General features: G+C 69.4%; 15 protein-coding genes and 1 riboswitch. Of the genes, 2 read left to right on the top strand and 13 right to left on the bottom strand.

Annotated features, from left to right (window positions below; translation table 11 throughout):
- The first annotated feature begins 404 nt into the window (after nt 1–404).
- On the top strand, nt 405–2,096 hold the full coding sequence (gene ybaL, locus AB4Y92_RS07190; RefSeq protein ID WP_441818992.1) for a YbaL family putative K(+) efflux transporter: 1,692 nt from the start codon (nt 405–407) through the stop codon (nt 2,094–2,096).
- Between the two features lie 42 nt (nt 2,097–2,138).
- Nucleotides 2,139–2,849: a YceH family protein gene (locus AB4Y92_RS07185; RefSeq protein ID WP_441818991.1), complete on the top strand. Its 711-nt coding sequence runs from the start codon at nt 2,139–2,141 to the stop codon at nt 2,847–2,849.
- Nucleotides 2,850–2,940: 91 nt separating this feature from the next.
- On the opposite strand, the gene AB4Y92_RS07180 is transcribed toward AB4Y92_RS07185, so the two are convergent.
- The 13 genes from AB4Y92_RS07180 to btuB form a co-directional block, all read right to left on the bottom strand.
- The gene (locus AB4Y92_RS07180; RefSeq protein ID WP_441818990.1) at nt 2,941–3,936 is read right to left on the bottom strand and encodes an AraC family transcriptional regulator; all 996 of its coding nucleotides are present in this window, start codon (nt 3,934–3,936) and stop codon (nt 2,941–2,943) included.
- 94 nt (nt 3,937–4,030) lie between these two features.
- Complete coding sequence (locus AB4Y92_RS07175; protein WP_441819065.1) at nt 4,031–4,774, bottom strand: adenosylcobinamide-GDP ribazoletransferase; 744 nt, start codon at nt 4,772–4,774, stop codon at nt 4,031–4,033.
- Nucleotides 4,771–5,379 carry a histidine phosphatase family protein gene (locus AB4Y92_RS07170; protein WP_441818989.1) on the bottom strand — a complete coding sequence of 203 codons (609 nt, stop codon included), beginning with the start codon at nt 5,377–5,379 and terminating at the stop codon, nt 4,771–4,773. The genes AB4Y92_RS07175 and AB4Y92_RS07170 overlap by 4 nt, the downstream gene beginning before the upstream one ends.
- Before the next feature lie 133 nt (nt 5,380–5,512).
- Nucleotides 5,513–6,574 carry a nicotinate-nucleotide--dimethylbenzimidazole phosphoribosyltransferase gene (cobT, locus tag AB4Y92_RS07165; RefSeq protein ID WP_441818988.1) on the bottom strand — a complete coding sequence of 354 codons (1,062 nt, stop codon included), beginning with the start codon at nt 6,572–6,574 and terminating at the stop codon, nt 5,513–5,515.
- A gap of 26 nt (nt 6,575–6,600) precedes the next feature.
- Complete coding sequence (cobU, locus tag AB4Y92_RS07160) at nt 6,601–7,119, bottom strand: bifunctional adenosylcobinamide kinase/adenosylcobinamide-phosphate guanylyltransferase (RefSeq protein ID WP_441818987.1); 519 nt, start codon at nt 7,117–7,119, stop codon at nt 6,601–6,603.
- The gene (locus tag AB4Y92_RS07155) at nt 7,107–8,585 is read right to left on the bottom strand and encodes a cobyric acid synthase (RefSeq protein WP_441818986.1); all 1,479 of its coding nucleotides are present in this window, start codon (nt 8,583–8,585) and stop codon (nt 7,107–7,109) included. Before AB4Y92_RS07155 ends, cobU begins: the two co-directional genes overlap by 13 nt.
- The gene (cobD, locus tag AB4Y92_RS07150; protein ID WP_441818985.1) at nt 8,582–9,601 is read right to left on the bottom strand and encodes a threonine-phosphate decarboxylase CobD; all 1,020 of its coding nucleotides are present in this window, start codon (nt 9,599–9,601) and stop codon (nt 8,582–8,584) included. Before cobD ends, AB4Y92_RS07155 begins: the two co-directional genes overlap by 4 nt.
- 56 nt (nt 9,602–9,657) lie before the next feature.
- Nucleotides 9,658–10,587 carry an adenosylcobinamide-phosphate synthase CbiB gene (gene cbiB / locus AB4Y92_RS07145; protein ID WP_441819064.1) on the bottom strand — a complete coding sequence of 310 codons (930 nt, stop codon included), beginning with the start codon at nt 10,585–10,587 and terminating at the stop codon, nt 9,658–9,660.
- 5 nt (nt 10,588–10,592) lie between these two features.
- Nucleotides 10,593–11,888: a cobyrinate a,c-diamide synthase gene (locus AB4Y92_RS07140; protein WP_441818984.1), complete on the bottom strand. Its 1,296-nt coding sequence runs from the start codon at nt 11,886–11,888 to the stop codon at nt 10,593–10,595.
- Nucleotides 11,889–11,971: 83 nt separating this feature from the next.
- Nucleotides 11,972–12,565 carry a cob(I)yrinic acid a,c-diamide adenosyltransferase gene (gene cobO / locus AB4Y92_RS07135; RefSeq protein WP_441819063.1) on the bottom strand — a complete coding sequence of 198 codons (594 nt, stop codon included), beginning with the start codon at nt 12,563–12,565 and terminating at the stop codon, nt 11,972–11,974.
- Nucleotides 12,566–12,615: 50 nt separating this feature from the next.
- Complete coding sequence (locus tag AB4Y92_RS07130; RefSeq protein WP_441819062.1) at nt 12,616–13,215, bottom strand: hypothetical protein; 600 nt, start codon at nt 13,213–13,215, stop codon at nt 12,616–12,618.
- 60 nt (nt 13,216–13,275) lie between these two features.
- The gene (locus tag AB4Y92_RS07125) at nt 13,276–13,866 is read right to left on the bottom strand and encodes a hypothetical protein (RefSeq protein ID WP_441818983.1); all 591 of its coding nucleotides are present in this window, start codon (nt 13,864–13,866) and stop codon (nt 13,276–13,278) included.
- Nucleotides 13,867–13,922: 56 nt separating this feature from the next.
- The gene (gene btuB, locus AB4Y92_RS07120) at nt 13,923–15,833 is read right to left on the bottom strand and encodes a TonB-dependent vitamin B12 receptor (RefSeq protein ID WP_441819061.1); all 1,911 of its coding nucleotides are present in this window, start codon (nt 15,831–15,833) and stop codon (nt 13,923–13,925) included.
- Between the two features lie 109 nt (nt 15,834–15,942).
- Nucleotides 15,943–16,186, bottom strand: a riboswitch (cobalamin riboswitch).
- Nucleotides 16,187–16,279: the final 93 nt, after the last annotated feature.

Genomic DNA, 16,279 nt, shown 5'->3' with positions numbered 1-16,279 from the left:
CTGAAACAAAAGCATCGGGGCTAAAGCTCCCTCCCACAATCGAAAAGCATCGGGGCTAAAGCTCCCTCCTACAAAAGACCTCCCCACGCCGTTCCCGCGCCCTGCACACCGCCGCGGCTAGGATTTCGCGCAAACCGGCCGCTGCGCGCGCGATCGACGGCGCGGGGCTGAACCGGAATTCATCCGGACAGTGCCTGCCCGCAGTCCCCGCGGCCGGTCGCGAACGAAGTGCGGCGCAGCCCTGCCGGCCAGCATGAAGTCGTTGCGCCAGGTTCGCGCCGGCCTCCGGATTTCCAACAAAAATCTCGCAGAAACAATCGTTTGCGAGCGCCTGACAAACGAGAAAGACTTGCATCGGGCGCCCCCAGCACACATTCTCTAAGGACCAGACCACAGGAGATCCGATGCACCACACGTCCCTGATCGCGATCCTGGTAGCAGGCTTCGTCCTGGCCTTCATCTTCGGAATGATTGCGCAACGCCTGCGGTTGTCGCCGCTGGTGGGCTACCTCATCGCCGGCATCATCGCCGGTCCCTTCACGCCGGGTTTCGTCGGCGATCAAACCCTCGCGCCGCAGTTGGCCGAAATCGGCGTCATCTTGCTGATGTTCGGCGTCGGCCTGCATTTCTCGCTCGGCGATCTGCTGGAGGTCAAAGCCATCGCCTTGCCCGGCGCGATCTTGCAGATCGCGGTGGCCACCGCGTTGGGTTGGGGCATGGCGTGGTACCTGGGGTGGTCGCACGGGGCCGGACTGGTGTTCGGGCTGGCCTTGTCGGTCGCCAGCACCGTGGTGCTGCTGCGGGCGCTGGAAGAACGACGGCTGGTGGAAACCGCCAAGGGCCGCATCGCGGTCGGCTGGCTGATCGTGGAAGACCTGGCGATGGTGCTGGCGCTGGTGCTGCTGCCGGCGCTGTCGGGACTGCTCAAGGGCGAAGACACCGAAGGCTCGGCGATCTGGAGCCAGTTGTTCGTCACCCTGGCCAAGGTCGGCGCCTTCGTCGCCTTCATGCTGATCGTCGGGCGGCGGGTGATTCCGTGGATTCTCGAACGGGTCGCCGGCACCGGTTCGCGCGAGTTGTTCACTCTGTGCGTGCTGGCGATCGCGCTGGGCGTGGCGTTCGGCTCGGCCGAGCTGTTCGGAGTGTCGTTCGCGCTGGGCGCGTTCTTCGCCGGGATGATGCTCAACGAATCCGAATTCAGCCATCAGGCCGCCAACGAAACCCTGCCGCTGCGCGATGCATTCGCGGTGTTGTTCTTCGTCTCGGTCGGCATGCTGTTCAATCCGATGATCCTGATCGAGGAACCGCTGGAAGTGCTGGCGGTATTCGCGATCATCGTCTTCGGCAAGTCGGCCGCCGCCTACGCGCTGGTGCGCGCGTTCGGCAAGCCCAATTCCACCGCGCTGATGATCTCCGCCAGCCTGGCGCAGATCGGCGAGTTCTCCTTCATCCTCGCCACCCTCGGCATCGAGCTGAAGATCCTGCCCAAGGAAGGCCAGGACCTGATCCTGGCCGGCGCGCTGATGTCGATCGTGGTCAATCCGCTGCTGTTCGCCTGGCTCGACCGCAAGCAGGCGCGCGAAGCGGCCGCATTGCAGGAAGCGCAAATCGACCCGGTGATCGCGCCGGTGCCGGCCGATATCGACAAGCACGTGATCCTGATCGGCTACGGCCGCGTCGGCAGCGAGCTGGCGCGCCTGCTGACCGAGCACAGCGTGCCGCTGGTGGTCATCGACGGCGAAGACAGCCTGATCGCCAAGGCGCGCGCGGCCGGTCTGCCGGCGATCCTGGGCAACGCGGTCAACGAGCGCGTGCTGCGCGAAGCCGTGCCCGAGCGCGCGACCACGGTGATGCTGGCGATTCCGCAGGCGCTGGAAGCCGGCGAGATCATCGCCAAGCTGCGCGAGATCAATCCGGCGCTGAGCATCGTCGCGCGCGCGCACAGCGACAACGAAGTCCGTCATCTCATCCAGCACGGCGCCGACGGCGCGGTGATGGCCGAGCGCGAATTGGCGCACAGCCTGGCCGAGATGGTGCTGGCCGCGCCGGTGTACCGCGGCGACCGTCATCTGCCGCCATCGACGGCCTTGGTCTGAGCGCGCTAGGCTGATCCCGTCTTTCTGGAAACCCGCACGACCATGAGCGCAATCGATATCTCCGAACCCGAGTCCACCGGCACCGAAAGCACCGAGGCCGATGCCGCGCCGGAAAACCTCGCGCCGCAGCTCAGCGCGACCGAGGCGCGCATCGTCGGCAGCCTGATCGAAAAGGAAGCGACCACGCCGGACGCGTATCCGCTGACCCTCAACGCCATCGTCACCGCGTGCAATCAAAAGACCTCACGCGAGCCGATCACGGCGCTGGAACAAGGCGAGGTCGCCAACGCGCTGCGCCGGCTGGAACCGCGCGGCTGGGTGAAGTCGCAGCACGCCTCGCGCGCGGAGCGCTATTCGCACCGCGCCGGCACGGTGCTGGACGTGACCCGTCCGCAGAGCGTGCTGATCGCGCTGCTAATGCTGCGCGGCCCGCAGACCACGCATGAGTTGCTGGTGCGCAGCGAGCGCATGGCCAAGTTCGAATCGGCCGGCGACGTGCAATACGCGCTGGAACGGCTGGCGCAGCATTCGCCGCCGCTGGTGCGGCTGCTCGGCCGTCAGCCCGGGCAACGCGAGGATCGCTACGGCCATCTGCTGTGCGGCGAGCCGGTGTGGAACGGCAGCGTCTCGGGCGGCTCGGAGGACGGCGGCGGCGCGTCGCCGGCGGCGCAATCGGCGCTGATTCAACGCATCGAGGCGCTGGAGGCGAAGGTGGCCGAACTGGAAGCGCGGTTGGAAGCGGCCGGGGCCTGAGTTTCGTCGCGGGGACGGGTGCGGTCGCGGCTACGAATCAGCGGCGATCGCGCGGGTTTCGAGGTAAGTGTCGTCGCACGCCGCGCCTGCGCTAGGCCAGCGGCAGATAGATATCCGTGCGCAGCAGCGCCGCGGGCACTTCGTCGGGATCGTCCAGATATTCGTGATGCAGCGGCGCATCGCGCAAGGATTCGCCGCTGCCGGGCAACCACAGCGCCAGCACCGCGTCGGTCAGCGCCTCCAGGCCATCGAAGGCGCCGACATGGCGGACGCGCGCGTAGCGGCCGCCGCCCAGTTGCATGCTGCGGATGCCGGCGGCGGTAACCGGATCGAGGCGGAACGGCGCGCCCAGCGCGAGCATGCAATCGAATCCGCAGGCCTGCGGCTCCACGTCGCGGCGATCGTCCCACGGCACGCCGTACAGACCGCGCAGCGAATCCAGCAATCCGTTCTCCGCCGCCCAACCGAACAAACGGCCGTAGCCCTGGTTCTGTTCCGGATAAGCGCCGGTCACGCGCAAGGCGACGACCTGGAACGGATCGACGCTGACCACTTCCACGCGCAGCGGCGCCGCCGTCGCGGCATCGTCGGTCTGCGGCGGCTGCGACAACCGGTCGATTTCGCGCCACAAACGCTCGGGCTGCGCGCGCAGTTCGCTCGGCGTGCCGCCCACGCCCTGGCGGAACGCGCGGGTGAAGGCCTGCGGGGTCTGGTAGCCGACCGCGAGCGCGGCGTCGGTGATCGAGCGATCGGCGCTGGCGAGCAGGCGCAGCCCTTGCAGCAGGCGCAATCGCGCCACGGTCTGGCCGGTGGTTTCGCCGGTCATCGCCCGGTACACACGATGGAAGTGGAACGGCGAGAACGCCGCGGCCTCGGCCAAGCGGCTCAGTTCGGGCGGGTCTTCGCCGCGCACGATCGCTTGCTCGATCAGCGCGACCGCGCGCTCGATGCGGCGCTGATGGGCGTTGCGGGTGACGGGCTTGAACGCGCCCTTGGCGCGTTCGCGCGAGGCGTCGTTGCCGGCATCGTTATCGGTCCCGGTGGGCGGCGCAGTCGCGGCGGCGGGATGGTCCTTCACGGGGGACATGGCGGGCGCCTCGCGGCATGGGAGGGGATCGGTCGCCAGCGTCGCAGGCGCGGGCCCGGCCGGCGGTTCCTATCTTGCGCTTTCGCCGTCGGCCTTACTGCGACAAGGCCCAGGCGACCAGCACGCCGGCTTCGGTCAACTCGGTCAAGGCCCCGCAGGTGTCGCCGGTCATGCCCTGCAGGCGGCGCATGCAGGCGCCGCGCCACAGCGCGAACAGCGTCAGCGCGGCGAGCAGCGCCACGCCGCCGCGCCAGCCGGCGAGCGCGCACGCCGCCGCGCTGACCAACAGGGCGACGATGCACGCCGCGCGCGGCGCGTCGACCAGCGACTGCCCCAACCCGCCGCTGCGCACATAGGGCGTGGTCACGAACGCCAGGGTCAGCGCTGCGCGCGCCAGCATCGGCGCCAGCAGCAGCGCCGCCCACGCCGGCGCCGGCAGGCTCGCCAGCGCGGCGAATTTCAGCAGCAGCGCCAGCACCACGGCGACCACGCCGATCGGGCCGCTGCGCGGGTCTTTCATGATCGTCAGAGTGCGCTCGCGCCGTTGCGCTTCGTCGCTGCCCATGCCGCCGACCCAGGCGTCGGCGCTGTCGGCCAGGCCGTCCAGATGCAAGGCGCCGGTCAACGCCACCCACAACGTCAGCAACAACGCCGCCGCCAACAGCGGCGGGCGGGTCTGCAACAGCCAGGCCAGCGCGCACAGCAAGGCGCCGATCAGCAGACCCGCGGCCGGATACCACACCAGCGAACGCGTCTGCGCGCGCGGATCGGCGAACACCCGCGCCGGCACCGGAATCCGGGTGAGGAACCCGATCGCGGCCAGCAGCGCGCGCATCAGCCGCCGACCGGATCGGCCTGAGCCAGCGCGGCCTGGCTTTCGCGCGCCGGCTTCGGCGGCCAGTTCAGCGCATGCAGCGAGGCATGCGCGACATCGATATTGAGCAGGTCGGTGTAGCGCCGTCCCACCGCCAGACAACGCAGCAGCCGGATCACCCCGCCATGAGTCACCACCAGCACGCGCTGACCGGCGTAGCCGCGCACGATTTCATCCGCGGCCGCGGTCAGGCGCGCGGCGAAATCGGCGAACCGCTCCGCGCCCGGCGGCGGATGCGCGACCGGATCGGCCCAGAACCGCGCCAGCGCATCGCCCTCTTCCGCGGCGATCGCATCCACCGGTTTGCCCTGCCATTGGCCGAAGTGATATTCGCGCAATCGCGGCTCCAGGCTCAGCGGCAAGCCGCGCACCTGCGAGAGTTCCTGCGCGAACGCCGCGCAACGCTGCAGCGGCGAGCTGACGATGGCGTCCCAGTCGCGGCCCAACACGGCGTCGCGCATTTGCCGCCAGCCCAGTTCCAGCAGGCTGTCGTCGAGTTGGCCGCGGTAGCTGCGATGACCGGTGTCGCCGTGGCGCAGCAGATCTATAGGGGCGGCGCTTGAGCTCATCGCGGCATCGTTCCTTGTGCGCGGTCGGCGATCGTGGGCCACGATGATGCCTGCTCTGCGTCCGCTCGGGAATGGGACCGCGAGCGCACTTGCGCAGGTCCATACACTTGCCCGTCGCGGCGCGGCCGAGGGCTCACGCGGGCGCGCCGGCCGAGACGCCGGCCTGGGCGAAGGTCGCCATGGCGTTGTGCAGATCGCAGGCCAGCCGCAGCAGCGGCACCGCCACCGCCGCGCCGCTGGCTTCGCCCAGGCGCAGTTGCAGATCCAGAAGCGGCTGCGCCTGCAGGGCGTCGAGCACCGCGGCGTGGCCACGCTCGTGCGAGCGGTGCGCGTACAGCAGCCAGTCGCGGCAATCCGGATTGAGCCGCAGCGCCGTCAGCGCGGCGACCGAGGCGATGAAGCCATCGACCAGCACCGGCAGCCCGGCCTGCGCCGCGGCCACATACGCGCCGGCCAGCGCGGCGATTTCGAAACCGCCCAGGCAGCGCAAGCGTTCCCAGTCGTCGCCGGCGCCGGCGTGCAGCGCCAGCGCGCGTTCGATCACCGCGACCTTGTGCGCGATGCCGGCCGCATCCAGGCCGGTGCCGGCGCCGGCCAGTTCGGCCGGCGCGCGTTGCAGCAGCGCGCAGGCCAGCGCCGCCGCCGAGGTGGTGTTGGCGATGCCCATCTCGCCGCCGATGAACACCTGCGCGCCGGCGTCCAGCGCCGCGCGCACGCTGGCCGCGCCGGCGGCGAGTGCGGCCTGCAGTTGCGCCTGACTCATCGCCGGGCCTTCGCAGAAGTTGCCCGTGCTCGGCGCAATGATGGCGCGATGCACGCCGGCCACCGGGCCCGGATCGTTGACCGTACCCAGGTTGACCACGTCCAGATTGGCGCCGAGGCTGCGCGCGAGCACGCTGATCGCCGCGCCGCCGCTGGCGAAGTTGCGCACCATCTCGCCGGTGACCGCCTGCGGAAACGCCGACACGCCTTCGGCGGCGACGCCGTGATCGGCGGCGAACACGCTGATCCACACCCGCTGCGCCGACGGCGTCGGCGTGCGCTGCAACCACGCCAGCCGCACCGCCAGCGCTTCCAGCGCGCCCAGCGATCCCGGCGGCTTGGTCAGCTGTTGCTGCCGCGCCAGCGCCTGCGCGCGAATGTCCGCGTCCGGGCGCTTGCACTCGCCCTGCCACCACTTGCCTTGCTCGTTCAAATCCAAGTCTCCTTCGATCGCCGTACTCACAACGCGGGCCCTTTCAACACCAGCGGCAAACCCGCGGCGACGAAGACCACCCGCTCGCACACCTGCCCCAGCGCCTGATGCAGGCGCCCGGCCTCATCGACATAACGCCGGGTCAATTCGCCCATCGGTATCACGCCCAGGCCGACTTCGTTGCTGACCAGCAGCACCGTGCCGTCCAGCCCGGGCAAGGCCGACAACAAGGCGCTGCGTTCGCGCTCCCATACGCTTTCATCCTCGGCGCCGAGCAGATTGCTGAGCCACAGCGTCAGGCAATCCACCAACAGGCAGCGCCCCGGCGCGGCTTGCGCGCGCAAGGTGTCTGCCAGGGCGAACGGCTCTTCGATGCAGGCCCACTGCGCCGGCCGGCGCGCGCGGTGATGGGCGATGCGCTCGCTCATCTCGCCATCCAGCGCCTGCGCGGTGGCGATGTAGACCACCTCATCGAACGACGACGCCAGCCGTTCGGCCAACGCGCTCTTGCCCGAACGCGCGCCGCCGAGAATCAGACTGTGCATGCGCCCGGCTCCAATCCGAACAACTGCGCCAATGCCGCGGTATCCAGATGCGCTTGTACCGCATCGGCCAGCCGTTCGATGCTGGCCTCGCGCAGGCCGCGCAGATCCAGCGCCTGCGCCTGTTCCAATCCGCCCCAGCGCAACAACGCGGCCAGGGCCTGCGGCTTATCGAACACGCCGTGCAGATAGGTGCCGAGAATCTGGCCGTCGGCGGAAATCGCGCCGTCACGGCGGCCGTCCTCCAGATGCATCGCCGGCCGTTCCAGCGCGGCGCCGCTGCTGATGCCGCAATGTATTTCGTAACCGCCGACCGCCGCGTCGGCGAACGCGAGCCGACCGCGCACATTGCGCAGTTGCTTGTGCGCGTCCAGGGTGGTCTCCAGATCGAACCAGCCCAGCCCGGTGCTGGAACCGGCCTCGCCTTCGATGCCGAGCGGATCGTGCACGGCGCGGCCGAGCATCTGCCATCCGCCGCAGATACCGATCAACTTGCCGCCGTAGCGCAGGTGCCGGGAAATCGCCGACGGCCAACCCTGCCGGCGCAGCCAGTCCAGGTCGGCGCGGGTCGATTTCGATCCGGGCAGCACGATCAGATCGCACACCGGCGGGGTTTCGCCCGGGCCGACGAATACGCACTCGACCTGCGGATGCGCGCGCAGCGCGTCGAAGTCGTTGTGATTGCTGATCCGCGGCAAGGCCGGCACGGCCACGCGCAAGCGCGCGCCCTGCTTGCTTTCGTCGGCGCGCGGCAAGGCGTCCTCGGCCTCCAGGTGCAGGCCGTGCAGATACGGCAACACGCCCAGCACCGGCTTGCCGGTTTCGCGCTGCAGCCAGTCCAGCCCGGGTTGCAGCAGGCCGAGGTCGCCGCGAAATCGGTTGATGACGAAGCCTTTCACGCGCGCGCGTTCGCTCTCGGACAACAGCGCCAGGGTGCCGACCAGATGCGCGAACACGCCGCCGCGGTCGATGTCGGCGATCAGCAGCACCGGACAGTCCACCGCTTCGGCATAGCCCATGTTGGCGATGTCGTTGGCGCGCAGATTGATCTCGGCCGGGCTGCCGGCGCCTTCGACCACCACCGCTTCGAACAGATCGGTCAGGCGCTGGTGCGAGACCAGCACCGCTTCCATCGCCACGCGCTTGTAGTCGTGATAATCGCGCGCGTCCAGGTTGGCTACGGCGCGGCCGTGCACGATCACCTGCGCGCCGGTGTCGCTGTTGGGCTTGAGCAGGATCGGGTTGAAATCGGTATGCGGCGCCAGCCCGGCCGCCTGCGCCTGCACCGCCTGGGCGCGGCCGATCTCGCCGCCGTCCTCGGTCACCGCCGAATTGAGCGCCATGTTCTGCGGCTTGAACGGCGCGACCGCGACGCCGCGACGCCGCAACCATCGGCACAGGGCCGTGACCAGCGCGCTCTTGCCTGCATCCGACGTGCAGCCTTGCACCATCACTACCCGCGCCGTCATGTATCGCTCCCGTCGTGATCGTGCATCGTCGCATCCTTGCGGATTTGCGCCAGCGCGTCGTCCAGTCGCTGCCACTCGTGTTCCGCGCCCGGCAAACCGAAACGCAGGCTGGGCGGTTGTTCGAACAGGCGGGTCAGGATGCCGCGTTCGGCCAAGGCCTGATGCCATTGCAGCGCGCGGCGATCCCGCCGCCACTGGAAGAACGCGCTGCCGCCGCTGGGCGCCAGGCCGTGCGCGCTCAGCAACCGCGCCAGCCGCGCGCCTTGCGCCAACAGTTGCGCGCGCATCGACGTCTGCCAATCGCGATCGGCCAGGGCGTGGCGCAAGGCGTAACGCGCCGGCCCGGTCAGCGTCCACGGGCCGAGCCGATCGCGCAGACCTTCGAGCAAGGCCGGCGCGGCGCAGACGAAGCCGGCGCGGGCGCCGGCCAGGCCGAAGAACTTTCCGACCGAGCGCAACACGATCAAGCCCTCGCGGGCGCTGTCCGCGCACAGGCTGCGTTCGGGCGTGGCGTCGATGAAGGCTTCGTCGATCAGCAGCCAGCCGCCGCGCGCGGCCAGTTGCGCGTGCAGGGCCAGCAGCGCGTCGCGTTCGAAAGCATCGCCGCCGGGATTGTTCGGATGGATCAGCACGATGACTTCGAACTCATCGGCGCGGGCGAACAACTCCGCCGCCGAATGCATCGTCACCTGATGTCCGGCACGCCGCCACGCGTGCGCATGCTCGGCGTAGCCGGGCGCGAGCACGCCCACGCGCGAGGACGCGCGCAGCTCGGGCAAGGCCTGGATCGCCGCCTGCGAACCGGCGACCGCGAGCAGATCGCCCGCGCCATAGTAATCGCGCGCGACATCGAGCAAGCCGTCGTCGTCTTCCGGCAAGCGATGCCAGGCGCGCGCGGGAATCGCCGGCACCGGCCAGGCGACTGGATTGATGCCGGTGGACAGGTCCAGCCAATCCTGCGCGGGAATGCCGTAGCGCTGCGCCGCGCGCAACAGGCGGCCGCCGTGTTCAAGCATGGTCGTCGCCTCCGCGTGCGAACCGCTGCAGTCGTGTCGTGTCGACGCGGCCGGGCTCATGCATCCGCATACAGCCACCAGCCGAAGGCGAGCAATAGAAATCCGCATAACCAGTACGCGGTGCCGCGCACCACCAGGCTCAGCGCACGCATGATCGAATCGGCGTCGGGCGCCGCGCCCTCGCCCAACAACGGCCGCGATTCCCACACGCCGTGATATGGGGCGTCGCCGCCCAGCCGCACCCGCAGCGCGCCCGCGCCGGCGGCCATCACCGGGCCCGCGTTGGGGCTGTCCCAGGCGCGCGCCTGGGTGCGCCAGCAACGCAGCGCGCTGCCGGTGTGGCCGAGCGCGGCGTAAGTCATCGCGGTCAGGCGCGCGGGAATCCAGTTGAGCACGTCGTCGATGCGCGCCGCCGCCCAACCGAAGCGACGATAGCGCGCGGTGCGATAGCCCCACATCGCATCCAGCGTATTCGCCAGCCGATACAGTACCGCGCCGGCCGCGCCGAGCACGGCGAACCAGAACAGCGCCGCGAACACCGCGTCGCTGCCGTTCTCCAGCACCGATTCGGTCGCCGCCGCGGCCACGCGCTCGGCGTCGAGCGCTTGCGTATCGCGGCTGACGATGCGTCCGACCGCCTCGCGCGCGGCCGGCAGATCGGCGGCGGCCAGAGCGGCGGCGACCGGCGTGGCGTGTTCGCTCAAACTGCGCAGGCCGATAGCGAAATACAGGGCCGCGGCGGCGTAGACGCAATCGGCCCACGGCGACCACGCAAGCAATTGCCGCTGCAGCCACCACGCCGCGGCGCTGAGCGGCACCACCGCGAGCAACCATGCCATCACGCCGCGCACGCGGCTGTCGCGATGCAGGACCGATTCGATCGCGCGCGCCAGCCGCCCGAACCCCACCAGCGGATGCGCGCGCCGCGGCTCGCCCAGCAGCGCATCCAGCAGCACGCCGGCCAGCATCGCCAGGGCCAGCGGCATGAGGTTCATGGCAGAAACAGTGACAGGGCCGCGGCAGGGTTGGACGGGAAATAGAAGTGGACGAAGCTCGCGGTGAGGCGCTGGCGCCGATACACCGCTTCGCGGCTGGGGCCGCCGTTGGGATTGGTCGAATCGGCGATCGCCTCGGCCTGGATCTCGGCGCGCGCGTAGTGGAAGGTGTGCCCGCGCAGCTCGCCTTCGGCCAGCGTCACCGCCTGCATTCCCAGCGCCGCCAGACGCGGCTGGATCGTCGCGCTGCCGCGCAGCAGTCCGGCCATCGCGGCGCTGGCGCCGTCGCGGTCCTGCAAGCTGTCGAGCGCGTACAACAGGCCGCCGCATTCGGCCAACACGGGCTTGCCGGCATCGACGTGCGCGTGCAGCGCATCGCGCAAGCCGCGATTGGCCGACAGCGCCGCCAGATGCAGTTCCGGATAGCCGCCCGGCAACCACACCGCATCGCATTCGGGCAGGCCGTCGCCGGCGATCGGCGAGAAGAACGCCAGTTCGGCGCCGGCGGCGCGCAGCAGGTCAAGATTCGCCGGGTACAGAAAACACAGGGCCGCATCGCGCGCGATCGCGATGCGACGGCCGGCGAGCGCGCGCTCCACCGCGGCCTGCGCGGCCGGCGCGAACGTCACCGGCGGCGGCAGTTCGATATCGGCATGCTCGGCCCAGGCATCGGCGAGCGCGTCCAGGCGCGCGTCGATATCGCTCAGTTCGCCGGCCGCGACCAAGCCCAGGTGCCGCTCCGGCAGCGCCAGCGCGGGATCGCGCGGCAACGCACCGAGCCAACGCAGGTCGGCGGGCAGACTCTCGCGCAGCAGTAGCGCGTGATACGCGCTGCCGATGCGGTTGGCGGCGACGCCGTACACGCGCACGCCGTCGCGATAACGCGCCAGACCGGTGGCGAGCGCGCCGAAGGTCTGCGCCATCGCCGAACCGTCGATCACCGCCAGCACCGGCACGCCGAGTCGCTCGGCCAGATCGGCGCTGGACGGCGCGCCGTCGAACAAACCCATCACGCCTTCGATCAGGATCAGATCGGCTTCGCCCGCCGCGGCGTGCAGACGCGCACGCACGTCGGCTTCGCCGCACATCCACAGATCCAGTTGCTGCACCGGGTGGCCGCTGGCGCGTTCGAGCACCATCGGATCGAGAAAATCCGGCCCGGTCTTGAACACCCGCACGCGCCGGCCCTGGCGCGCGTGCCAGCGCGCGATCGCGGCGGCGACGCTGGTCTTGCCTTGGCCGGAGGCGGGGGCGGAGATGAGCAGCGCCGGGCAATCGACAGGAATCGGCAATGGGGAATCGGGAATGGCAACGGCGGTGGCGACGCGGGCTTTTGCCGTTTCGACTCCCGATTCCCCATTCCCGATTCCCGACATCACAACTCGATCCCCTGCTGCGCCTTGATCCCGGCCTTGAACGCATGCTTGATCACGCGCATCTCGGTAACCGTGTCGGCCGCTTCGATCAAGGCATCGGGCGCGCCGCGGCCGGTGATGACCACGTGCTGGCGCGGCGGCCGCGCCGCGACCGCGGCCAGCACGTCGTCGAGGGCGACATAGCGATGCGCCAGGGCGATGTTGAGTTCGTCCAGCAGCACGAAGTCGTAGGCTTCATCGCTCATCATCCTGGCCGAGATGGCCCAGGCCGCCTGCGCCGCGGCGATGTCGCGCTGCTTGTCCTGGGTCTCCCAGGTGAAGCCCTCGCCCATCACGTGGTAATCGAGTTCCTCGAAACGGCGGAAGAAGGCTTCTTCCCCGGTCGAAAAACTGCCCTTGATGAACTGCACCACGCCGCACTTGAAGCCGTGGCCGAGCGAACGGGCGAGCATGCCGAAACCGGAGGAACTCTTGCCCTTGCCGTTGCCGGTGTTGACCACCAGCACGCCGCGCTCGATGGTCGCCTTGGCGATCTTGCGATCGATCAGCTCCTTCTTGCGCTGCATGCGCTCGCGGTGTTTTTCCTCGCTCAGGCCGGCATAGCCGGCGCGATCCGTGGCTTCCGCCTCGTCGCCGGGCGCGCTCACGCCGCCGCTCCGAAGCGATCGCGCGCATCGACCAGACGGGCTACCGCATAGACCGCGAAGCCCACGCCGACATAACCGGCCAGGGTGCCCAGGGTGCGCGGGTAGTACTGCGGAATGCGATCGATGAAACCGGCCAGCGTGGCGTCCGGATAGCGGCCTGAGAGGAAATAGAACCCGCCCTTGGAGATCAGGTAGGCCACCACCGAGGTCGCCAGCAGCACCAGCACCAGCCGCGGCACGCTGCGCCAGTGATCGCGATGCATGCGCGCGTAGAAGCGTCCGCCCATCCACAGCGCGCCGTAGGCCAGCGCCAGCGCCCAGTACGCCGGCGACAGGCACCAGTCGGTGACCCGGCCCAATGCCAGGCTGGCCAGGTCCAGCAGAGAGGACAACACGAACAAGGCCGGAAACACCCAGCCCGGCCGCAGCATCGCTCCGGCCAGGAAGAACACCGCCCACGACGCGCTGGGCAAGGCGTCCACGGTGGCGAAATGCTGGCCGCGCGTGCAGATCATCAACACGGCCAGGAGCGCGGCGGTGGCTATCTGCGCGTTGCGCGAACGCAAGGGCAGGACCGCATCGCTGGGGGCAAGCAGGATCGACATGTTCGAACTCCCGAATCGACTGGCAAAACCGATAAGCGCTTGCGCGGGCGGTCAGACCCGGGTGCGCGACTGCGCCGCGTGCACCGGCGCGAAACGCGCGATCAGCGCATGCACCAGGAACCCGCTGGCGATGTAGATCATGGTGGTGCGCACGAACAGCGGCCCCCATCGCCACAGGCGCGCCAGATACTGATCGAGATTGGGATGCGGATAACGGCCGCCGAACCAATAGAAGGCGCCGTTGGAAATCAGGAACGACACGGTCGCCGCGACCAGCGCCAGGCCCAGCCCGATCGCCACCGCGCGTCCGTTCGCGGCCATGCGCGGCGCGTACATCCGCCCGGCGTACCACAGCACCGCATAGGCCAGCAGCAAGGAGGCGTACGACGGCGTCACGCAGTAATGCTGGTAGAAGCTCAGGCCGCGGCCGGTGATGGCGACATAGTCGATCGCCACCGCCAACAGCATGAAACCGGCGAACAGCGCATGCCGGCGCAGATACACTCCGCCGAGGAAGAACACCGCCATCGACGCGTCGGGCAGGTGCAGCGCGCTGCCGAAGTGATGGAAGCGCGTGGCGATCATCAGCGTCAGCAGGATCGCGACGATGCTGGTTTTCACGGGCACGGACAGATCGTTCATCTCAGGCTCTCGGTGGAAGCCGGCCGCGCGGACGCGGCCGGGGTGGCGCGGTGACATCAGCGAAGAGGACGGTAACGCAGCGTCAGCAGATAGTTGCGGCCGGGCTGATTGTAGAAGGCCGCGGTTTCGTAATGCCGGTCGAACAGGTTATTGGCCGATAACTGCAAGCTCCAGGCCGCGTCGAAGGCGTAGCCCAGGCGCAGGTCGGTCAGAGCATAGCCGCCCAGGCTGCGGGCGTTGGCCAGATCGTCGTAGCGCTGGCCGGCGGCGTAGACGCTGGCGCCGAACGACACGGCGCGGGCGGCGCCCAGCTCGAAGCGGCGGTCCAGGTCGATGCGCGCGCTGCGGCGGGCGCGGCGCGGCAGGTAGTTGTCGTTGTAGCTGCTGCGGCTGTCGTTGCGCGGGTCCAGCCAGGTCGCGCTGGCGCGCAGGTCCCAGTCGGCCAGGCGGGTGTCGAGCACCGCTTCCAGGCCGCGGATGCGGGCGCGATCGACGTTGCCGGGCGCGCCGCGCGAAGCGTCGTAGGCGATCAGATCGTCGATCCGGGTCTGGTAGGCGTTGAGCGACCACATCTGCCGGCGTTCCCCACCGAATGTACCGCGCAGCCCGAGTTCGAAGCTGCGCGAGGTTTCCGGCGAGAGCTCCGGATTGCCGTAACCGGGGAAGTACAGCTCGTTGAAGGTCGGCGCCTTGAACGCGGTGCCGTAGCTGGCGGTCAGGCGCAGCGATTCGGTGAAATCCCAGCCCCACAGCACGCTGCCGGTGGTTTCCCCGCCGAACTGGCTGTCGTCGTCGCGGCGCAGGCTGGCCTGCAGCGCATGCGCGCCGAAGTCGCGCTGCCATTGGCCGAAGGCGCCGCGCAGGATGCGATGGTCGCGCGCATAGCGGGTATTGCTTTCGATCTCGTCGCGCTGCCAATCGAAGCCGGCGGTCAGCAGATTCTGGCCGAGCCTGAAATCGCCCTGCACCGAACCGAGCTGACGCCGTGTATCGAAGGTGCTCGAATACTTGCCGTTCTTGTAGTTGTCGCTCAGATCGGCGCTGCGCCCGGCGTTGAGGCTCACGCTGACGCGGTCGTTGGGCTTGTAGCGCAGCTTGGCGCCGGCCACTTGCTGCACGGTGTCGGCCTGATTGTTCTGGCTGCCGTCGTAGAGGTTGTTGGCTTGCGCGCGCAGCACGCGCGCCTCGGCGTCCCATTGTTCGTTGAAGCGGTAGCCGCCCTGCACGGTCAGCGAGCTGTTGCGGTAGCCGTCGCGGTCGGGCGAGTTGGTGAAGCAGCCCGCGCCGCCCGGCGAGGGCTTGCCGCGGCAGGCGTTGATGCCGTCGGTGTCTTCGTGCGCGGCGTTGATCGAATACCAGCCGCGCTCGCCCTTGCCGGCGACGCCGGCGGAGCCGCGATGGGTCTGGTTGCTGCCCAGCGACAGGCTGAAGTTCGGCGCGAACGCGCCCTGCGGGCGGCGGGTGAAGATCTGGATCACGCCGCCGATGGCTTCGGAGCCGTACAGGCTGGAGAACGGCCCGCGCACGATTTCCACGCGTTCGATCTGCTCCACCGGAATGTCCTGCAGCGAGGCGCCGCCGCTGGTGGCCGAGCCGAGCTTGATGCCGTCGATCAGCACCAGCACGTGATCGGATTCGGTGCCGCGCAGGAACAGCGAGGTGGATTTGCCCGCGCCGCCGTGGTTGGCCAGCGATGCGCCCGGCGTGCCGCGCAGCAGGTCCGGCAGCGAGGCCGGCTGCAGGCGCTCGATGTCGGCGCGATCGATCACCGTCACCGCGGCCAGGGTCGCGTCCTGGGTCTGGGCGGTGCGGCTGGCGGTGACCACGACCTGGTCGATATCCACCGCGGTATCGGCGCTGGCGCCGAAAGCGGCGCCGGCCAGGGCGGCGCACAAGGCGGTGTTCAGGACAAGCCGCGCGGGGCGCGGCGAAAATGCAACGGCAACTACAGACGCAATCACTGGCAGGTCTCCACGGCCGCGCCTCACCCGCGCGGTCCAGACTAGGTCGGGACACACGAAGAGCGGCAAGGGAGGCAGGCGCGAGCGCAGGATTCCCGAGACACGGCCCTCCGCCTGTCGGTTCGCGCTCCGGGCCGGTCTCCGGGCTCGCGAGCGGAAGCGATCGGTGCGAACACCCGATCGCGGTTCCCGCAACGCGCCTTCCCGTGCATCAGCACAGTGGCCAAGAGCGTTGCGTTGACTCGCCTACCGTTGCGGGGGCAGCTCCGGCTTGAGCGTTCGGCATGAGCCGCGCGCCACCGGATTCCCGTTTCAATCGCCCGACTGTGTCGGCGATCACCTTGAGCGCGGGCATCTTAACAGTGCCGCCCGGTGGCGGCGCCAGGGTATGGGCCTCGATGGGGCACATGCCCGGCCCCCCAGGCACATTTCAGACGCGTCTGATTCATTCG

Origin of the sequence: Lysobacter sp. TAB13, assembly GCF_052113885.1 — a bacterium.
Taxonomy (GTDB): domain Bacteria; phylum Pseudomonadota; class Gammaproteobacteria; order Xanthomonadales; family Xanthomonadaceae; genus Lysobacter; species Lysobacter gummosus.
This window is presented reverse-complemented; position numbering and strand designations above follow the sequence as displayed.